Origin of the sequence: Methylomarinum vadi (assembly GCF_000733935.1) — a bacterium.
GTDB classification, from domain to species: domain Bacteria; phylum Pseudomonadota; class Gammaproteobacteria; order Methylococcales; family Methylomonadaceae; genus Methylomarinum; species Methylomarinum vadi.
The window spans coordinates 1,430,766-1,451,193 of record NZ_JPON01000001.1; the positions used below are offsets into that span (position 1 = coordinate 1,430,766).

The 20,428-nt window shown below is 53.6% G+C and carries 17 protein-coding genes; 4 read left to right on the forward strand and 13 right to left on the reverse strand.

Features of this window, described 5'->3' with window-relative positions:
- Positions 1 to 308: 308 nt before the first annotated feature.
- The 5 genes from EP25_RS0107310 to EP25_RS0107330 form a co-directional block, all read right to left on the reverse strand.
- Complete coding sequence (locus EP25_RS0107310) at positions 309 to 2,693, reverse strand: phosphoketolase family protein (protein ID WP_051906474.1); 2,385 nt, start codon at positions 2,691 to 2,693, stop codon at positions 309 to 311.
- A gap of 426 nt (positions 2,694 to 3,119) precedes the next feature.
- Positions 3,120 to 3,962: an endonuclease/exonuclease/phosphatase family protein gene (locus EP25_RS0107315; protein WP_031433265.1), complete on the reverse strand. Its 843-nt coding sequence runs from the start codon at positions 3,960 to 3,962 to the stop codon at positions 3,120 to 3,122.
- A gap of 168 nt (positions 3,963 to 4,130) precedes the next feature.
- Entirely contained in the window at positions 4,131 to 4,496 is a 366-nt protein-coding gene (locus EP25_RS0107320) for a DUF4870 family protein (RefSeq protein WP_031433266.1), read from the reverse strand.
- Between the two features lie 46 nt (positions 4,497 to 4,542).
- A complete protein-coding gene (locus EP25_RS0107325; RefSeq protein ID WP_031433267.1) occupies positions 4,543 to 5,085 on the reverse strand; it encodes an HPF/RaiA family ribosome-associated protein in 543 nt (180 codons plus the stop codon).
- Between the two features lie 124 nt (positions 5,086 to 5,209).
- A complete protein-coding gene (locus EP25_RS0107330; RefSeq protein WP_036300330.1) occupies positions 5,210 to 5,926 on the reverse strand; it encodes a DNA/RNA non-specific endonuclease in 717 nt (238 codons plus the stop codon).
- 183 nt (positions 5,927 to 6,109) lie between these two features.
- On the opposite strand from EP25_RS0107330, the gene EP25_RS0107335 reads away from it, so the two are divergent.
- From EP25_RS0107335 to EP25_RS0107350, 4 genes are read left to right on the forward strand one after another with little or no spacing between them, the layout of a single operon-like run.
- Positions 6,110 to 7,360, forward strand: a complete 1,251-nt coding sequence (locus EP25_RS0107335) for an ABC transporter substrate-binding protein (protein WP_031433269.1) — start codon at positions 6,110 to 6,112, stop codon at positions 7,358 to 7,360.
- Complete coding sequence (locus EP25_RS0107340) at positions 7,357 to 8,232, forward strand: carbohydrate ABC transporter permease (protein ID WP_031433270.1); 876 nt, start codon at positions 7,357 to 7,359, stop codon at positions 8,230 to 8,232. Before EP25_RS0107335 ends, EP25_RS0107340 begins: the two co-directional genes overlap by 4 nt.
- Complete coding sequence (locus EP25_RS0107345) at positions 8,229 to 9,062, forward strand: carbohydrate ABC transporter permease (RefSeq protein ID WP_031433271.1); 834 nt, start codon at positions 8,229 to 8,231, stop codon at positions 9,060 to 9,062. The genes EP25_RS0107340 and EP25_RS0107345 overlap by 4 nt, the downstream gene beginning before the upstream one ends.
- A 9-nt stretch (positions 9,063 to 9,071) precedes the next feature.
- Complete coding sequence (locus tag EP25_RS0107350) at positions 9,072 to 10,205, forward strand: ABC transporter ATP-binding protein (RefSeq protein WP_031433272.1); 1,134 nt, start codon at positions 9,072 to 9,074, stop codon at positions 10,203 to 10,205.
- Positions 10,206 to 10,340: 135 nt separating this feature from the next.
- Here EP25_RS0107350 and dnaE read toward each other — a convergent pair whose 3' ends face one another.
- From dnaE to efp, 8 genes are all read right to left on the reverse strand, one after another.
- On the reverse strand, positions 10,341 to 13,835 hold the full coding sequence (gene dnaE / locus EP25_RS0107355) for a DNA polymerase III subunit alpha (protein ID WP_031433273.1): 3,495 nt from the start codon (positions 13,833 to 13,835) through the stop codon (positions 10,341 to 10,343).
- A 23-nt stretch (positions 13,836 to 13,858) separates the two neighbouring features.
- Complete coding sequence (rnhB, locus tag EP25_RS0107360) at positions 13,859 to 14,419, reverse strand: ribonuclease HII (protein WP_031433274.1); 561 nt, start codon at positions 14,417 to 14,419, stop codon at positions 13,859 to 13,861.
- 3 nt (positions 14,420 to 14,422) lie between these two features.
- Positions 14,423 to 15,193, reverse strand: a complete 771-nt coding sequence (gene lpxA / locus EP25_RS0107365; protein WP_031433275.1) for an acyl-ACP--UDP-N-acetylglucosamine O-acyltransferase — start codon at positions 15,191 to 15,193, stop codon at positions 14,423 to 14,425.
- Positions 15,193 to 15,636, reverse strand: coding sequence for a 3-hydroxyacyl-ACP dehydratase FabZ (gene fabZ / locus EP25_RS0107370; RefSeq protein WP_031433276.1), 444 nt, complete (start codon positions 15,634 to 15,636; stop codon positions 15,193 to 15,195). The genes lpxA and fabZ overlap by 1 nt, the downstream gene beginning before the upstream one ends.
- Before the next feature lie 26 nt (positions 15,637 to 15,662).
- Positions 15,663 to 16,163 carry an OmpH family outer membrane protein gene (locus EP25_RS0107375; RefSeq protein ID WP_031433277.1) on the reverse strand — a complete coding sequence of 167 codons (501 nt, stop codon included), beginning with the start codon at positions 16,161 to 16,163 and terminating at the stop codon, positions 15,663 to 15,665.
- 280 nt (positions 16,164 to 16,443) lie between these two features.
- Complete coding sequence (bamA, locus tag EP25_RS0107385; RefSeq protein WP_031433279.1) at positions 16,444 to 18,690, reverse strand: outer membrane protein assembly factor BamA; 2,247 nt, start codon at positions 18,688 to 18,690, stop codon at positions 16,444 to 16,446.
- Positions 18,691 to 18,807: 117 nt separating this feature from the next.
- On the reverse strand, positions 18,808 to 19,791 hold the full coding sequence (gene epmA / locus EP25_RS0107390) for an EF-P lysine aminoacylase EpmA (RefSeq protein WP_031433280.1): 984 nt from the start codon (positions 19,789 to 19,791) through the stop codon (positions 18,808 to 18,810).
- On the reverse strand, positions 19,791 to 20,360 hold the full coding sequence (gene efp, locus EP25_RS0107395) for an elongation factor P (RefSeq protein ID WP_031433281.1): 570 nt from the start codon (positions 20,358 to 20,360) through the stop codon (positions 19,791 to 19,793). The genes epmA and efp overlap by 1 nt, the downstream gene beginning before the upstream one ends.
- Between the last annotated feature and the right edge of the window lie 68 nt (positions 20,361 to 20,428).

The window sequence follows — 20,428 nt, forward strand, 5'->3', positions numbered from 1 at the left end:
GCTGGGATGCTCCGCGTCCTCAACCGCGGAGCGGTTCGCTCTGCGTTCCCACGTAGAGCACTCATCGTTATACTTAAGTCTCGTCATACCCGCCGGGAGCGGGTATCCAGTGTCAAGGATGACAAGCCAAATACATGTAGTCTGGATTCCGGCACAAATCTGTAGGGAACAGATTTGCATTAACCAGAAGGGCGTTGGGCAGGATAGCCCAGCGTGAATCCCTGCCAGAATGACACGGTTAACATAGAGATGTGTATAACGATGTGCGCAGAGCATGGGAACGATGAAACTGCAGAGCATGGCGCTGCTCATACGGGAGCGGACCATTTCCAGTCGGCGAATTCCGGCTTGTCGACGCCGTGTTGATAAGCGTATTGGCTGCATTCTATCTGCATATCGCGCAGTTTTTCCTTGGCATGGGCACCCGTGACCTGTAATCGCGGCACGCGGTTGATAACATCGATGGCCAGGCTGAAACGGTCGATCTCGTTGCGGATGGCCAGTTCCAGCGGCGTGTTGATGTTGCCTTTCTCCTTGTAACCTCGGACGTGGAGGTTACGGTGGTTGGTGCGGCGGTAGGCCAGGCGGTGGATCAACCACGGATAACCGTGAAAATTGAAAATCACCGGTTTGTCCTTGGTGAACAGACTATCGAAATCGCGGTCCGGCAACCCGTGCGGGTGTTCGCTGTCCGGCAGCAGCTTAAACAGGTCGACGACGTTGATGAAACGGATTTTCAGATCGTGAAAATGTTCGGTCAATAAATTGATCGCCGCCAGCGCTTCCTGCGTGGGGATGTCGCCGCAGCCGACCATCACGACGTCCGGCTCCTGCCCCTGGTCGGTACTGGCCCAACTCCAAATACCCAAACCCTTGGTGCAATGCTTGACCGCGGCATCCATGTCCAAAAATTGGTGATGCTTCTGCTTGTCGGCGACGATGACATTGATGTAATTGGTGCTTTTCAGCGAATGATCGGCCACCGATAGCAGGGTATTGACATCGGGCGGCAGGTAAATCCGGCACACCGTCGGACTCTTGTTGACGACAATGTCTAAGAAGCCGGGGTCCTGATGGGTGAAACCGTTATGATCCTGGCGCCAGACCGTGGATGTAATCAACAGGTTCAGCGACGAAATCGGGGCGCGCCAGGGAATTTCCTCGCTGATATCCAGCCATTTGGCGTGTTGATTGAACATCGAATCGATGACATGGACGAATGCCTCGTAGGTCGAGAAGAAACCGTGCCGCCCGCTCAGCAGATACCCTTCCAGCCATCCTTCCAGGGTATGTTCCGACAGCATTTCCAAGACCCGGCCGTCGCGGGACAATTCGCCGCCATCCTCGTCCTCGGGCAAATAATCGGCTAGCCACAATTTTTTGCTGGCCTGGTAAATCGCATCCAGTTTGTTGGATGTGTTTTCGTCTGGTCCGAACACGCGGAAACGCTTGGGATTGGCTTGCATGATGTCGCGCAGAAATGCGCCCAGCGGCCGGGTGTTTTCCACTTGGGTGCTGCCAGGTTCGCCGACGATCACGGCGTAATCGCGAAAATCCGGCAACCGCAACGCTTTACGCAACAAACCGCCGTTGGCATGCGGATTGGCGCTCATGCGCCGATTGCCTTCCGGTGCCAGTGCCTTCAACTCGGGAATCAGACGGCCTTCTTCATCGAACAACTCGTCCGGGCCATAGCTTTTCAACCACGCTTCCAATTGCTGCAGATGGGCGGGATTTTCCTTGACCGCCGTCAACGGGACTTGGTGGGCGCGCCAGAATCCCTCGATTTTATGCCCATCGACGGACTTCGGTCCGGTCCAGCCTTTTGGACTGCGCAGCACGATCATCGGCCAGCGCGGTCGTTCGAAGCTGCCCGTGCTCCTGGCTTGCTGCTGTATCCGCTGGATTTCGTCGACGCATTGATGCATCGTCGCCGCCATCTGACGGTGCATCTCTAATGGATCGTCACCTTCGACAAAATGAGGAGTCCAACCATAACCCTTGAACAGGGCCTCCAATTCTTCGTAGGAAATCCGCGACAACAGTGTCGGATTGTTGATTTTGTAACCGTTGAGATGCAGCACCGGTAACACCGCCCCGTCACGGATCGGATTCAGGAACTTATTGGAATGCCAGGACGTCGCCAGCGGCCCGGTTTCCGACTCGCCGTCTCCCACTACGACCGTGACCAGCAAATCGGGGTTATCGAAAGCCGCGCCGAAAGCATGCGATATGCTGTACCCCAACTCGCCGCCTTCATGGATCGATCCCGGCGTTTCCGGCGTGCAATGACTGCCGATACCGCCCGGAAAAGAAAACGCCTTGAAAAAACGGCGCAGGCCGTCGAGGTCCTCGCTCTTGTTCGGATAAATTTCCGCATAGGTGCCTTCCAGGTAAACCGGCGCCAATACCCCCGGCGCGCCGTGTCCGGGGCCGGCCAGAAAGATCGCATTGAGATCCAGTTTTTTAATGAGCCGGTTCATATGCACGTAGACGAAACTGAGGCCAGGGCTGGCGCCCCAGTGACCGAGCAGGCGGTTCTTGATGTGTTCCGGTTGCAAAGGCTGCCGCAACAAGGGGTTGTCCTGCAGATAAATCATGCCGGCCGCTAGATAATTGCAGGCGCGCCAATAACCATGCAGTTGCGTCAGTTCGTTGTCGGGCAAATCATCGATGAATAGATCATTAGTCATGATTGGCTCCTAAAGATAGGAAAGACTGAAGGAAAAAATTTTTCGCCGAGTTTAGAGATCGGTTGCTCAGGTCCCCAATGCCCTACATTCCTCGATTATAGAATTTAGGCACTGGGATGTAGCCGTGCAGCATCAGACAAATGCCATGAGCAGCCAGTCACGCGTCCCGTGAAATCGACCGACTCATGCCGAATATTTAAAACGCTGAACACCCAAATTCGACATACCGGGGATTAACGGACTCAGAGATCCGTCTCTCCCGCTTCTTTATCTGCCGCCCAATTGCAAACTAAACAATTCTCGCCACAGATTCAAACCCGCAAGCATTCCTTAGAAGGCTTATCGCCCCAAGCCCAGATTAACGAACAAACCAGGCCGATACAAGCACCGCTTGCCCGTTGTGTCATCTCGACGCCGAACTTCGCATTAATACAGTTCAAACCGAGCAAAATAACCGAAATGGTCTGAAACGACCGGGAAGAACCCATCATTGAAAATAGAATCCATCGTTTTGACGCGAATAGGCTGTCCGTTGCCTTTAAAAATATAATCGATGCGCTTGGGAGGATGGTTTATCCAACCATCGATCTGCCCGCGATAACTGGGCTCGTAAAATCGGTGAGGATGCAACTCATGGAATTGATCGACATAGTCACCGTTGCCAACGATATGGTTATAAGCCTGTTCGCCGGCCGGCGCATTAAAATCGCCGACGATCAAATCGGCCCTGATGCCGAAATGCCGCCTGGATTCGATCAGATTCCTCAGGTTCCAGTATTCCTCGAAAAAACCGTGATGACCCCAACTTAAATGGACATTGGCGACATGCAGCAGGCCAAACCAGGGCACATCGATACAGGACATGGTGACATTACGCGACATATAGTTGTCCTTGCGCCGGTCCATGGAGACATAGGCGGAATAATTGTGCCGCATCGGGTATCGGCTCAAGATGGCGGTCCCTTCGCGCCAGCGGTAAAAACCGATATGGCTCCAATCCTGATGAATGTGGTACCAGATACCCCAATGACGCAATTTATTACAGACGCGGAACGCCATGTTCGAGGGAGACTCGCCATAAGGACGGGTAACCGGGTCGTGCAGGTATTCCCCAACCTCTTGAAAACAGATCACGTCTATCTCCAAATGCGCGATCGCCTCGGCGATGATCTGCGCTTCCCGTTCATGTTGGTGCATCGTGTCGAAGGGACAGTGACGAGGATGCTGCTGATAGGTATGCAAATTCAGCGTGAGCAGACTCAATTCCATTGTCGAGACCAAGACAGTTATAACTGTCTGCTATCCTACAGCGGTTCTATGTCCGTTTTATGAAAACCGGAATCAGCCAAAACTCTTACAGCCGGACAACATTAACCGCCAGAAAATCGAGAAGATACGGCTATAACGATGTCTTGTTCCGTATAGCGGCAACGAGATTCAATTCTTGTCATTTTTGATGGGATTGCCGTCAGTCAATGCATACCAGCCAATGACAATTCTGTATATCATCCACACCACCGTTACCAGCAAGATAATAAAACCGATACCGAATTGCAGGGTAAGTCCAGATAACGCAAACCCCGCCAAGACCACCCAGGCGGTTTTAATTTGCCAGTCGAAATGGGATTCCAACCATGTGCCTTGCACTTCGTTACGTTTCAGGAAGTTAAGCGCCACCCCCACCAACAAAGGCAGACCTGCCAGCGTAAAGGTCAGTAGCTGACATAGATAAACGGTCGCGGCCCATTTCTTCAAGGTTTGCAATGTTTCGGGCGTTTTTTGTCCGGGAGCATTATCACTCATAAATTACCCTCTTAAATACGGCATTGTTGCAAAACTATAGCGTCGATCATGGATAGAGAATGCTGGCTTGCGGGCCGAGATCATCGTCTTCTTCGACATAACGAATTTGATCTCCAACGGCCAATGAATCAAATCCATCTCCGACCACGCTATTGCGATGGAAATAAATTTCACGGCCATCCGCCGATTCAATAAAACCGTGATCATTTTCGGGAAACAAACGCATGACCGTTCCGGTCTGTTGCAAACTGTGATTTTTCACATCGCCTCGCCGAATCCGCACGTGATCTTCCAATTGTCTGGCAGCCGCATTAAATGCATCACGTATCGCGACATATATGTCCTCATACGCTTGTTTGTCATGATGCTCGCGGCTCACAACAACTTCCTTTCCCGGCAGGGTGAGATCGATACGAATGTGGTAGAGGTTGCCCTGATGATGTTGTTGATGTTCTGCTTCGACCGCTACCCTGCAACTCATGATATCAGAGTGAAATTGCTCCAGCTTGCTCACTTTTTCATGAATTCGGGCTTCCACCGCTTCAGACTTTGGTATTCCACGAAATGTAATTTGTAGTGGGATTTGCATAAATTCTTTCCAGCTCGTTACAGAATTGAAGATTTATAGCGTAACATTTTTTCTAACCGTAATTTGAATCGGATTTTTTAATACGACCGCAATCCGATCAAACAAGGTGTTATCATTTTTCTTATTACCACATTTTCCTGATCTTGTTTTTTTCGCGTTCGATCTTGCCGCCAACCAACTTGCTCCACAACAGAATTCCGCTCATTCTTTCAGCCAACGATGCCGGCACCCGAAAATCCGCTAACGGTTTATCGATTTCTTCATTGGGGATAATAAATGACCACATATGCAAAGCGCCTTTGCTGTTTTCGGTCAATATTGATTTGAAATAAGCGTTCGGAACCGGCAGCGACACCTTATTGCGGTCTTCCGTGCCGATTCGTTTCACCGGCTTATCGAAATCGAATATCGGGCCGCAAATGACGTAGGTTTCGTATATCTTTTTTTGGGCGTTAAGCGCCCTGATGGCATCCTCCAGTTTTTTCCAAATGCCCCGATTGAATTGGGGCGCCATCGGCGACATATTGGAAAGTAAAAAGGTTTCGCTGTTTTGAATTTCTGTTTCGCTTTGATTGGCGCTGGCGATTAAATGGCCGCGATCGAAACCGGAATTTTTATAATCGACCAGATCGGCTCGGAACATTTCGGGAATTCGGTAATCGGGACGAAAATTCTCCGCCCGCTCGATGTCGATCAACTCCCGGTCGACGATCTCCAGCGCCCACTTTGCTTGCCTGAAGTAGTAGGAATAGCCGAGTACGTAATGCCGGTTGAAAAGGATTTGATCGGCGGCTGGCATGCCGTAGCGGGTTTCACGCCTTAAACTGGGAATATCGACCATGGACACCGCCTTCTCATCCGGGAATTAGAAAATTTCCACCCTTCCTTATAACCGATCGTAACGAGATTGTCATTTTTTCCTTGTTCTTAACCATAGCCCGTAAACCCTTTACTTGACGCAAGTATTATATTTTGTTTAATTTCGGGTATCTGGGTACACACAACCAGCACGGGATCAATAACATTGGCCAAATTTTTTTACCTACACGGTCTTTTTTTGCCCTTGGCTGTACTGGTCATGGCAGCCTGCGACCAGCAACAGCAAAGCGGTCAGCCTGTCTTGAACTGGTATGTGTTCGACGAACGTTCCGGCGCATTTCGGGATGCCGCGCGCCATTGCAGCGAAGAGGCGAACGGCCGTTATCGAATTGAATTCACCCCTTTACCGTCCGACGCCGATCAACAACGCGAACAGTTGGTCAGGCGCCTTGCCGCTCGCGACCCGGCCATCGACATCATCGGCATGGATGTCATCTGGACCGCCGAATTCGCCCAGGCCGGCTGGATCTTGCCATGGCCCGAAACGACAGCCGCGAACGCGACCCAGGGCATGCTGCCGGCGGCCGTGACCAGCGCCACTTATCATGACCGGCTCTGGGCCCTGCCTTTCACCAGCAATGCCCAATTATTGTGGTACCGGAAGGACTTAATCGAGAACCCGCCCGTCACCTGGGACGAGATGATCGAGCGGGCCGAAAGCTTCGCCAGGCCTGGCGCCCTTCAAGTCCAAGGCGAGCGCTACGAAGGCCTGACGGTGTTCTTCGTCTCCCTCCTCGCCTCGGCCGGCGGCAGCGTCCTCGCCAGCGACGGCAACAGCGTGTCCCTGGAACGGCAAGCGACCCACAAGACTTTGTCCCTGTTGCGTCGCATCGCCACCTCGCCGGCCGCCGACCCGGGCCTGGCGGTTTCCCGGGAAGACCAGAACCGTCTCGCCTTCGAAACCGGCAACCCCATTTTCATGGTTAACTATTCCTTCGTTTGGCCCAGCGCCCGGCAGAATGCGCCCGACATCGCTAAAAATATGGCCTGGGCGCGCTGGCCGTCGGTGATAGCGGGGCAACCGAGCCGGGTCACGATCGGCGGCATCAATCTCGCGGTCGGCGCCTACAGTCGCCATCCGCAAATGGCATTCGAGGCGGTCACCTGCCTCACGGCGGCGGATAATCAAAAGCTCGCCGCCCGCAAGGGCGGACTGCCGCCGACGTTGCGGGCGTTGTATTCAACGCCCGCAGTGAGACAACGCTTCCCGATGGCCGACACCTTGCTGGAAACGCTGCTGGACGCGGTGCAACGGCCGCAGACCCCGGTCTATAACGATATCTCGCTGGCCATCAGCCACACCCTGCACCCGCTGGCGGACATCGATCCCGAAACCGACGGCCTACGCTTGCGCCGAGCCGTGCAGCGGGCATTGCGCTCGGAGGGCCTGTTTTGACGGGGCGTTCCAGGGCCGAGCGGCGTCTGGGCTGGCTGCTGTGCGCACCGGCCGTATTGGCGATGCTGCTGGTGACCGGCTATCCGATTCTGAACGCCTTCTGGCTGTCGCTGCACCGCTTCGATTTGCGTTTCCCGGAACAAAGCCAGTTCGTCGGTCTGGCCAATTACGCCAGCGTGCTCGGTTCCGAAGTCTGGTGGCGGGCACTGAGCAATACCTTGATCATCACCCTAGGCTCGGTCGGCTTGGAACTGGTATTGGGCTTCGCGCTGGCTTTACTGATGTTCAAGGCGACTATGGGACGCCGAACCATCCGCACCGTGATCCTGATCCCCTATGCGATGATCACCGTGGTGGCAGCGCTGGCCTGGAAATTCGCCTTCGATCCGACCACCGGCTTCGTCAATGCCCTGTTGAACCTGGACCAGGCTTGGTTGAGCGAACGCTGGTCGGCATTCTTCGTCATCATCTTCAGCGAAATCTGGAAAACCACTCCGTTTATGGCCCTACTGCTGTTGGCGGGTTTGACCCTAATCCCGCAGGACTTGCTGAAGGCAGCTCGGGTCGACGGCGCCACGGCCCGGCAACGCTTCGTCAAGATCACCCTGCCGTTGATGAAACCGACGATCCTGGTCGCACTGTTGTTCCGCACGCTGGATGCCTTTCGCATCTTCGATACCGTGTACATCCAGACCCGCGGCGCGGCCGATACCGAAACGGTGTCGATAGTCGGCTACAACGTCCTGATCGCCCGCCTCAACCTGGGGCTAGGTTCGGCGGTATCGGTACTGATATTCCTCGGCGTGCTGCTCATAGCGCTGCTGTTCATCAAGGGCTTCTCCGCGCCGCTGACCCGTTCGGGGGGACAATGACCCTGCGCAACAGGCGAGAAGACTTTTTCTGGAGCGTTTTCGGCGCGGCAGTCGTGGCCTATGCTCTGATTCCGGTGGCCTGGATCGTCTCGCTGTCGCTGAAACGCCCCGCCGACCTCAACGACCGCCGCTTCTTCCCGTCACCCGTCACCTTCGACAACTATCGCGCCATCTTCGCCGACGCCCAGTTTCCGGCGGCGCTATGGAATTCCTTCGGCATCGCCCTGATCGCGACCGCCTTATCGATCGTATTGGCGCTGTTCGCCGCCTACGCCGTCGTGCGCCTGGATTTTCCCGGCAAGAAGCTGGTGCTGGGGGGCGTGCTGGCGGTCTCGATGTTTCCGCCGGTATCGCTCATCGGCCCGCTGTTCAATCTGTGGCGCACCGTCGGTCTGTACGATACTTGGGCCGGGTTGATCATCCCCTACATGACCTTCACCCTGCCCCTGGCGATCTGGACCTTGTCGGCTTTTTTCCGCGAACTGCCCTGGGACCTCGACAAGGCCGCGCGCATCGACGGCGCGACGCCGTTTCAGGCCTTCGTCCACATCATCGTCCCGCTGGCGGCGCCCGGCGTCTTTACGGCCGCGATCCTGGTCTTTATCTTCGCCTGGAACGATTTTCTGTTCGCGACCTCGCTGACTTCGACCAATGCCGCCCGCACCGTGCCGGCCGCGATCGCCTTTTTCACCGGCAGCTCGCAATTCGAGCAGCCGACCGGCTCGATCGCGGCGGCTTCGGTGGTCGTGACGCTACCGGTCGTCGTCATCGTCTTGCTGTTTCAAAAACGCATCGTCGCCGGCCTGACCGCCGGCGCGGTCAAGGGTTAAGGAGTCATTATGGCGGAAATCGTGCTCGACCGGGTCAGCAAACAGTTTCCCGGCGCTACCCGGGTGTTGCAAGAAACCAGCCTGATGATCCGCGACGGTGAATTTTTTATCCTGGTCGGTCCTTCCGGCTGCGGCAAATCGACATTATTGAACATGATCGTCGGCCTGGAGGATGTCAGTTCCGGCGAAATCCGGGTCGACGGCCGCCGGGTCAACGAACTCGATCCGAAGGACCGCAACATGGCGATGGTTTTCCAGAGCTACGCGATCTATCCGCACATGACGGTACGCGACAATATCGCTTTCCCGCTTAAGCTGGCTAAGCTGCCCAACCGCGAAATCCGGCAAAAGGTCGAGCGAGCCGCCGAGCTATTGGAGTTGACCGAGCTGTTGGAACGCCGGCCCGCCGCCCTGTCCGGCGGCCAGCGGCAGCGGGTGGCGATGGGGCGAGCCTTGGTCAGGAACCCGGTCGCGTTCCTGCTGGACGAACCGCTGTCCAATCTCGATGCCCGGCTGCGGGTGCAAATGCGCGGAGAAATCGGTCGTTTGCAGAAAAGGCTGGGGACGACGATGATCTATGTCACCCACGACCAAACCGAGGCCATGACCCTGGGTGACCGCGTCGCCGTATTGAATGGCGGCGTCGTACAACAAGTCGGTACGCCCCGAGAGTTGTACCGCCGTCCGGCCAACCTGTTCGTCGCCGGTTTCATCGGCTCGCCGGGCATGAACTTCGTGCCGGGCCGGATCGAGGACGGCCGATTGCTATTGCCGTTCGGCGAAGTGGCACTGCCCGACCGCGGCGGACTTGGGAATGGCCATGTCATCGCCGGCTTCCGTCCCGAAGCCGTAAGCCTGGTTTCGGGACAAGATTATCATGAACGCAGCATCACTTTTGCGGCCGATATCGATGTCGCCGAATGGCTGGGCGCCGAACTGTTTGTTTATTCCGATACCGTTGTCACGGCAATGGCGGGCGCCGCAGCGCAACAACTGTTTGCTCCAGGCCGCGTCACGTTGGTGTCGAGGCTCGATCCGGCGACGATGGTAAAACCAGGCGAATCGCTGCCTCTCAGGCTAACCGCTGACAAGATCCATCTTTTCGATGCGGAAACCGGAAACACGCTAGAAGGCGTTGGTTAACCTGAGTTCGATATATGACTGCGTTGAAGGCGAAAGTGCATGCCGCCGGTATGATTTCCCGGCGACATGCGGAGTCAACGCCCGGTAACCTCGGGCTTTGCTAAACCGAATTCGAGCGGTTTCTATTCGGGGCAGCTAACGGTAACAGACCTCGACCGCCTGCTTGTCGTTCAAAAACCTCCGCAACCGCAGCAATAATTCATCGCTTGGAGAGACGCGCCATTCGTTGCCTAGTTGAATGGTTGCCTTGGCTTGTCGCGAACGGTACCGGATCACGACCGGACAGGTACCGCCGCAATAGGGCCTGAGAATTTCCGTCAATCCCTGGCAAAAAATCGCTTGATCGGCGATACCGTCACTGCGCCAGGTTAACTGGATACTGCGGGCAAACATTTCCCTGGCTTGTTCGAAGGTATACATTTTCTCGGCTGTGACTCGCAACATGCCGGAAAAATCATCCACACTCATCCCCCCCTCCGCCACCAGCAAGGCGTCTTTCGCCATGATGTCACGAAATTGCTCATAGACCTTACTGAACGCGGCCACCTCCAGGCGGCCGGTGCGGTCGTCGAGCGTTGCGAACCCCATCATCTTGCCCTGTTTGGTCTGGCGCGTTCTCATTTCGATGACGAGGCCGGCCACCCGCCCTTCCATTTTTCCTTTGGACCTTTCCGCATCATCCAGCAAATTTGCGATGGTGCCATGGGTGATATGCTTCAACTCGGCTTCGTATTCGTCGATCGGATGGCCGGTCAGAAACAAGCCTAGCGTTTGCTTTTCCGCCTCCAGCCGTTCTTTTTCCGTCCAAGGTTCAACGGTATTGGTATAGGCTTCGGCATCGTCGTCGGAACTTTCCACTTCCACCGCCAAGCCGAACAGGTCGTTCTGACCGGTTTGACTCATCTTGCCGTGTTGCTCGGCCACCCTCAACGCCGTGGTCAGCTCGGCCAGATGCGCGGCTCGGTTGTCGTTAATGGAATCGAACGTGCCCGCCCTGATTAAGGCTTCCAACACGCGACGATTGACCTTGCGCAGATCGACCCGCTTGCAAAAATCATACAAGCCAATAAAGGGGCCATTGGCTTGGCGCTCCTTGAGTAGGTCCTCGATAGCGTTTTCACCGACGCCCTTGATCGCACCGATACCGTAAACGATCTGCCCGTCATCGTTGACAGTAAAGCGATACGAGGAACTATTGATGTCCGGCGGCAGAACGGTCAATTTCATCTGCCGGCATTCTTCGATCAGGACCACCACTTTATCGGTATTGTCCATGTCCGACGACATCACCGCCGCCATGAAAGCGGCCGGATAGTGCGCTTTCAGCCATGCCGTCTGGTAAGCCACCAGGGCATAGGCCGCCGAGTGCGATTTATTGAACCCGTAACCGGCGAATTTCTCCATCAAATCGAAGATATAGGTCGCGATGGATTCGTCGATATTGTTTTTGATCGCCCCTTCGGTAAAGATCTCCCGCTGTTTGGCCATTTCCTCGGGCTTTTTCTTGCCCATCGCCCGCCGCAGCATGTCGGCGCCGCCCAAGGTATAACCGGCCATGTCGCGGGCGATCTGCATAACCTGTTCCTGGTACAGGATAACGCCGTTGGTCGGCTGCAGGATCGGTTCCAGCAGGGGATGGGCGTATTCCGCCTTGGCGCCATGCTTGACGTTGATATAGTCGTCCACCATGCCCGATTCCAGCGGACCGGGACGAAACAAGGCCACCAAGGCGATGATGTCGTCGAAACAGTCCGGTTTCAGTTTCTTGATCAACTCCTTCATGCCCCGCGATTCCAGCTGGAATACCGCGGTGGTCTGGGCGTTTTTCAGCAGTTCGTAACTGGGCTTGTCATCCCGAGGGATTTTGCTGATATCGACAAGCTCCTCGCCCTGCTCCTGTTTTTTCTGGTTGATGGTCTGCAGGGCCCAATCGATGATCGTCAGCGTCCGCAGGCCGAGGAAGTCGAACTTGACCAGGCCGACCGCCTCGACGTCATCCTTGTCGAACTGGGTCACCAGGTTGCCGCCGCCTTGTTCGCAATACACCGGCGTGAAATCGGTCAACTTGCTGGGCGATATCACGACCCCGCCGGCATGTTTGCCCGCGTTGCGGGAAATGCCTTCCAATGCGCGCGCCATGTCGATCAAGGTTTTGACATCTTCCTCGCTGTCGTACAACTCCTTCAATTCGGCGCTTTCCTTCAAGGCCTTTTCCAAGGTCATGCCAATCTCGAACGGAATCAATTTGGCCAGCCGGTCGACGAACCCATAAGAAAACGACAGCACCCTGCCGACATCGCGCACCACCGCCTTGGCCGCCATCGATCCATAGGTGATGATCTGGGAGACGTGATCCCGGCCATAATGGCGGGCGACGTAGTCGATCACTTCGTCGCGGCGCTCCATGCAAAAGTCGATGTCGAAGTCGGGCATCGATATCCGTTCAGGATTCAAAAAGCGCTCGAACAGCAGATCGAACTCGATCGGATCGAGGTCGGTGATCTTTAGGGCATAGGCGACTAATGACCCGGCCCCGGATCCCCGGCCGGGTCCGACCGGAATATCATTGTTCTTGGCCCATTGAATGAAGTCGGCCACGATCATAAAGTAGCCGGGAAACCCCATCTGGGTGATGACATTGAGCTCGACCTCGAGACGTTCCTCGTAAACCTTGCGATTTTCCTCCGGCGTTCCTTTGCCGACCGGCGGATGTTGCCGAAGGCGTTCTTCCAACCCTTGCCATGACGCGGCCTTGAAATAGTCGTCCAACGTCATGCCTTCGGGCACTGGAAAATCGGGTAGATAATTCTTTCCCAGCGTCAATTGCACATTGCATCGTTTGGCGATTTCGATTGTGTTCTCCAGCGCCTCGGGAATATCGGCGAACAGTTCCTGCATTTCCTCCGCGCTACGCAAGTACTGCTGTTCGGTATAGTTTCGTGGCCTACGATTGTCGTCGAGCACCCGGCCTTGGTGAATGCACACCCTGACTTCGTGGGCATCGAATTCTTCTTGCTTAAGGAAGCGGACGTCATTGGTGGCAACCACCGGCAGCGCCCAATTCAGCGCCAGTTCGACCGCCGCCTGAATATAGCGCTCCTCGTCGTTTTTACCGACGCGCTGCAGTTCCAAGTAAAAACAATCCGGAAACAAGCCCGACCAATAGGCGGCCAGTTGCTCCGCCAACTCCCGATTTTCCATCAGCAAGGCCTGCCCGATGTCGCCTTCCAGCGCCCCCGATAAAGCGATCAAACCGTCGTGGTTTTGCTCTATCCATTCCTTCCGCACCATCGGTATGCCGAGATGCTGCCCCTCCTGATACGCCCTCGAGATCAATTCGGTCAAGACGACATAGCCACGACCATTTCGCGCCAATAACGTCATCCGGTAGGGCGTAGCCGGCTCCTCGGGATTGTAGATATTAATATCGGCGCCGACGATCCCCTTGATGCCCTGCCCTTGCGTCGCGCGATAAAATTTTACCAGCGAAAATAAATTGGAATGCTCGGTCAACGCCGCCGCCGGCATGGCAAAGTCGGCCAGTTTTTGTACCAACGGCTTGATTCTGACGATACCGTCGACCAGCGAAAATTCGGAATGTATGCGTAAATGAATGAACGAAGGATTCATAAAGAGCCGCGCCAGCAGTGTGTTTAATCAACCAGCAGTTTTTTTACCGGAGCGAAGGATTTACGATGTTGTGGGGTGATGCCCAATTGATGAAGCATTTGCAAGTGCAGTTTGGTCGGATAGCCTTTATGGCCGGCGAATTGATAGCCCGGATAGAGCCGGTCCAGGACCTGCATTTCCTCGTCCCTGGCGACCTTGGCCAATATCGAAGCCGCCGAAATTTCGGCGACGGTCAAATCGCCCTGAATGACGGTTTCGCCGGGGCAGGCAATGTCGGGATAGAATTTTCCGTCGACTAAAACCTTGGAGATCGGCAGGGAAAGTTGCGTATAAGCCCGCTTCATTGCTAATAACGATGCCTGCAAGATGTTCAGTCGATCGATTTCACTGGCTTCGGCCCGACCCACGGCCCAGGCGAGAGCTGATCCCTTGATGGATTCACAAAAAATTTCTCGCTTTTTGGGCGTCAGTTTTTTCGAATCGGTCAAGCCGGGAATCGGTTTGCCGGGACGCAACACTACGACGGCCGCCACGACGGGGCCAACGATGCAGCCTCGGCCTACTTCATCGATTCCGGCCAGCACGACTCAGCGCAAGATGCCCCGGGTCACGTTGCGCAAGAAGCTGACCATATTTGAAAGTTCGTTGCTCTCCCCCGCCAAATCTTCGATTTCCTCGATGGCATCCTCGAGGCGCAGATTCATTTTGTAAAGAATCTTATAGGCCTTGCGAATCTGCCGGATCACTTCGGGGGAAATACCATTGCGCTCCATGCCAACGGAATTAATCCCATGCGGCCGCGTCGGACGCCCTCCGACCATGACATAAGGCGGAATATCCTGGGTAATCGCACTACCCATCGCGGAAAAGCTATATTCGCCAATCTGGGTGAATTGGTGCACCAGGGTAAAGCCGCCTAATATGGCATGATCGCCCATGTGTACATGGCCGGCAATGGAAGCGCCATTGGCCATGATGACATGATCGCCGATGACGCAGTCATGGGCGACATGAGTATAAGCCATGAACAGGTTTTCACTGCCGATCAAGGTCAGCCCCTGGTCCTGTTGGGTCCCCCGGTGCATGGTGCAGAATTCGCGGATGGTGTTACGGTCGCCGATTTCCAGGCGCGTTATTTCATCGGCATATTTCTTATCCTGGGGGTCCTCGCCGATCGAGGCGAATTGATAGATGTGATTATCCTTGCCGATCGCGGTCGGACCCTTAATCACGACATGCGGACCGATGACCGTGCCGGAATCGATTTGAACGTCCGGCCCGATGACGGAGAAAGGACCGATTTGAACGTCATCGGCGATTTCCGCATTGACATCGACGACTGCTTTAGGATCTATCACTATTCCACCGCCGCCGCACACATGATTTGCGCACTGGCCGCCAGCTCGCCTTCGACCTCGGCCCGGCAATCGAAGGTCCAGATATTGCGCTTGCTTCTGACATAAGTGACTTCCAGCGTTAACTGGTCACCGGGACCGACCGGCCGTTTGAAACGGGCCTTGTCGATGCCGGCGAGGTAATACGTCATTCCCTTGCCAAGACTTTCATCCGTCTGCGATGCCAATAGGCCGGTAGCCTGCGCCAAGGCTTCCATGATCAATACCCCAGGAAAAATAGGCACATGAGGAAAATGGCCTTGAAAAAAAGGCTCGTTATAAGTGACATTTTTTACCGCCAATAACCGCTTCCCCGGTTCGCATTCGATGACCTTGTCAACCAATAAAAAAGGGTATCTATGCGGTAAAAATTCCTGGATTTCTAATATATCTAATTGTCCGGCCATATCTGCTGTCTTCTTGCTCTAAAGTATCAATCCGACAGATTCGCCAGTTTTTCTTGGACTTGCTCGGTCACATCGATTTGCTCACCGGCATAAATAACACCGTCCGTCAGCAACAAATCGAAACCTTCTTCCTTGGCCAAAGCCCTGATCGCTTCGACGATACGGCGCTGCAACTTACCTAATTCCTCGTTTCTGCGCATATTGAAATCTTCGCTGAATTCCTGCTGCGAACGTTTGGCCTCTCTTTTTTTGCCAATGATGTCGCGTTCCAGTTTACGGCGTTCGGACTCGCCCATCACCGAGGCATCGCGCGCCAGTTTTTCCTCCAGCGCCTTGATTTCTTTTTGTTGCGCCACCAGATGCTTGTCACGCGGTGAAAACTCCTTCTCCAGCCGCTCTTTTGCCTTGGCCGCTTGCGGCGCCTTCTCCAAAACCTTGGCGACATTTACGAAACCGATTTTTAATTCAGCGAAACATAAATTCGCGGAAAACATCAACGCCAGAAACAAAGCAATTTTATTTTTCATCATTAAAACCATCTCCAGTTAGGTTTATATAATTCTGTTCGGCAAAGTTTCGAAAATTGCCGAGAAAACCAAAAGCCGACCAGGCCATGCACGCAAACAACCTTTTCCGATGGAAAAGATCCCTCGCTAAACAAAACTTATTAATCAACTTTTTGTTCGGGACACATTGAAAAAAATCAACATCCTGCTTAACAAATGCGTCTTTCATAAGAAACCCGATATTATTGATATTTCAATCAATCATTCTGACGATTATAGGGTAAAACTCGGCCAAACTAAACTAAAATCCTGAACCGAATGAAAACTGAAAGGCCTGCGTATCATCTTGGCTATCGGAATTGAGCGGCACGGCAAAACTGACCGCCAATGCGCCGAATGGGGACAACCACTCGCCGGACAAGCCAACCGAATAACGCATATTGTCGATCTTGAAGCTGTCGCTTACGGTACCGGCATCGAAAAAAGAACCTAAGCGGATGGATTTGCTTTCCTCCATGAAAGGCACCGGAAAAAACAACTCGGCCTTGCCCACGATTTTACTGGAACCGCCGAACGGCCTGTTATTCGAATCTCGCGGTCCCAGGGTATTCTGGTTGTAACCCCTGACCGATTGCACGCCGCCGGCATAATAATGTTCGAAAAACGGCAGACTGCCGGTTTTACCATAGCCGTCACCATAGGCCAATTCGCCTAACAGCCGGAAGGTAAAGTCTTTGGACAACGGAAAATACTGTTGGTGCTTGTACGCGATCTTGTAATATTCCAGGTCGCTGCCCGGAATGGTCGCCAACGCCGACAAGCGTTGCTGACCGCCTTCGCTGGGGAAAATGGCCCGGTTCAGGGTATCATGGGTCCATCCCACCGACGTCGCCAGCGTTAGGAACTTTTCACCTTCGTTCTGCACGAAATCGACGATTTCATTTGACGAATACGACGAGGTATTCAATTTGGTATGCTTCAGATCGATATTGAAGCGCAAACGGTCGTATTCGTTCAGCGGAATACCAAAATTGAAACCGGTATTGATGACGTCGGTCGAATAATTGGAGATATTGGCCTGATTGGCGTCGCGCGCGCTATATCCGATATCGTAGCCCATGCTGACGCCATCGAGGGTGAAATAAGGATCGAAATAGCCAAAGCTGTATTGGGTGATGATCGAACTGTTATTGAATGCAAGGTTCACCCGTTTGCCGGAACCGAATACGTTGTCCTGGGAGACGTTGGCATTGAAAACGATCCCTTGGGTTTGCGAGAAACCGACACCCGCCGACAAGTTACCCGATGATTTCTCCACGACCGAATAATTAACGTCGATTTGATCGGCCGTACCGACGACCGGCGGCGTTTCCACATTGACTTCTTCGAAATACCCCAACCGTTCCAGTCGGGTTTTGGAACGCTCGATCTTAGCGGTCGACGCCCAGCTAGATTCCATTTGCCTCATTTCCCGGCGCAGCACCTCATCGCGCGTTTTGGTATTGCCGCGCATATTGATTCTGCGCACATAGACGCGCTTGCCGGGATCGACGAAAAACGTCATGTCGACTGTCTTTTGCTCCTCATCAATTTCGGGAACCATGTTGACATTGGCAAACACATAGCCTTCATCTCCCAGACGATCGGAAATCGCCTTCGAGGTCTGGGTCGCGTTTTTTCTGGAAAAAATCTCGCCCGGTCCAACCTGCACCAAACTGATCAATTCTTCCGGCGGCACGATCAGATTACCGGTGACCTTGACTTTCTCCAGGGTGTAGAGGTCGCCTTCCTTGACATTAATCGTAATGTAAATTTCCTTTTTGTCCGGCGTGATCGCTACCTGGGTCGATTCGATGGCAAAATTGATATAGCCCCGATCCAGATAATAGGAACGCAGTCGCTCCAAATCGGCAGACAACTTTTGCTTCGAATACTGATCGTCCTTGGTATAGAAAGACAGCCAATTGGTCGTGCTCAATTCGAACTCGTCGATCAGATCTTGCTTATCGAACACCTTGTTGCCGACGATGTTGATTTGCTTGATTTTGGCGACACGGCCTTCGGAGATTTTGATATGGATACCGACCCGATTACGAGTCAGATTGGTGACGCTCGTTTCGATTTTCAGGCCATATTTGCCGTGACTGAAATACTGCCGCCTTAATTCCTGTTCGACTTTTTCCAACACCAGGCGATTAAACACCTTACCCTCGGACAAGCCGATCGAATCCAAGGCCTTTTTCAAATCTTCGGTGCTTAAGTCCTTGTTACCTTCGAAAATGATTTTGGCGATCGAAGGTCTTTCGACCACATTGACAACCAGCGTATTCCCTTCCCGTTCCAAGGAAATATCCTTGAAAAAACCGGTTTGAAAAAGCGCCCTGATCGATGGCCCGGCTTTATCCGAGGTAAAATTTTCACCGATATTGACAGGGAGGTAGTTAAAAACCGTGCCCGCCGATATCCTTTGCAACCCCCTGACCTGAATATCTTCAACGACAAAGCCGTCGGCGGCTTTCAGCGCCGGCACGGCCATTGCCGCCAACATCAGGAATGGAAAAATATGTTTCTTTTTCACAAAGGGTTACCGGTTAAATTAAATGGCGAAAATTATATCATGCCGAGGTTCGCTTTCAGGATTGCCGAAGCTAAATAACGGTTGCAATCAAGCTCTGGCAATCGGAAAAGCCAGCACCTCGTCGATGGTCTCGACTCCACTGATAATCATTAACAGCCTATCGAGACCGATAGCCACCCCACTGCAATCGGGTAATCCATGTTTTAACGCCGCCAAAAATCGCTCATCTTTCTCCACCGTCGGTAATTGCCGTACCTGGCGTTCGACAATTTCCTTATCAAAGCGTTTTTCCTGTTCGGAAGCATCCGCCAATTCAAAGAAGCCATTGCCTAATTCCATGCCTTTGACAAACACCTCGAACCGCTCCGCCACGCGGGAATCGTCTTCCTTGATTCTGGCCAAAGACGATTGAATGGCCGGATAACCATGCACCAGACAAACCGAATCCTTGCCCAGTTCAGGTTGCACCTTAAGGCTAAAGATCAAGTCCAGCCACATGGCATGATCGTCTTGGCATATGTCTATCGCCTCGGGCATATTGTTTCGCAGCGCAAACTGTTCGTAACGCCGGCGCTGAAAAGACAAGGGATCCAAGCCGGTATTAGCGACAAAAATATCCTGGTAGCTAACAATCTGCACCGACTGCAAGGAGAGATGGGGACTTAAAAGCCCCATCAACAAATCGGCGACTTCATTCATCAGGTCGGTCAAACGAAAGCCGACTCGATACCACTCCAAAATGGTGAATTCGGGATTATGATAACGTCCGCTCTCGCCATTTCTGAAAGCCTTGCAGACTTGATAAATCGACCCGCTTCCTGCTGCCAGCAAACGCTTCATCGCGAATTCCGGCGAGGTTTGCAGAAACAAGGTAGGCCGCGACGGCAAAAAATTGAAACGCGAACGAAAGAAATCGAGTTGTGGATCGGTGCCGGTGGCATGGCATAACAATGGCGTCTCGACTTCCATGACGTTCCGGCTTTGAAAAAAATCCCTGATGGCCGCCAGCAATTGCGCGCGGAAGCGCAATTGCCGCAGATCGCAGCTCGGCCGCCAATTGGCCGGTGTCACTATTCTTTTACACGGGAAACATATTCCCCAGTGCGGGTGTCGACCTTGATCAGCTCGCCGATTTGCACGAACAACGGCACGCGCACCACCGCTCCGGTCTCCAATGTGGCCGGCTTGCCGCCGCCGCCAGAGGTGTCGCCTTTTAGACCGGGGTCGGTTTCGGTAATGGTTAATTCGACGAAATTCGGCGGCATGACAGACAAGGGAGAGTCATTCCACAAGGTCATCGTACAGATATCCTGTTCTTTCAACCATTTTGCGGCGTCAGCTACCGCATTGGCATCGGCCTGATATTGCTCGAAGGTATCGGGCGCCATGAAATGCCAGAACTCGCCGTCGTTGTACAGATACTGCATCTCGACTTCGACAACATCGGCTCCCTCGACTGATTCACCCGACTTGAAGGTACGCTCAATCACACGCCCGGTTTTAAGGTTCCTGATTTTCACCCGGTTGAACGCTTGTCCTTTGCCCGGCTTGACGAACTCGTTTTCGATGATAGAGCAGGGATCTCCATCCAACATGATCTTCAAACCGCCCTTAAATTCGTTGGTGCTATAACTAGCCATTTTTTCCTCGTGTGAACAAACAATAATCTCAAGCATTATAAAGGATATGTATTTTGATAGGAATATTG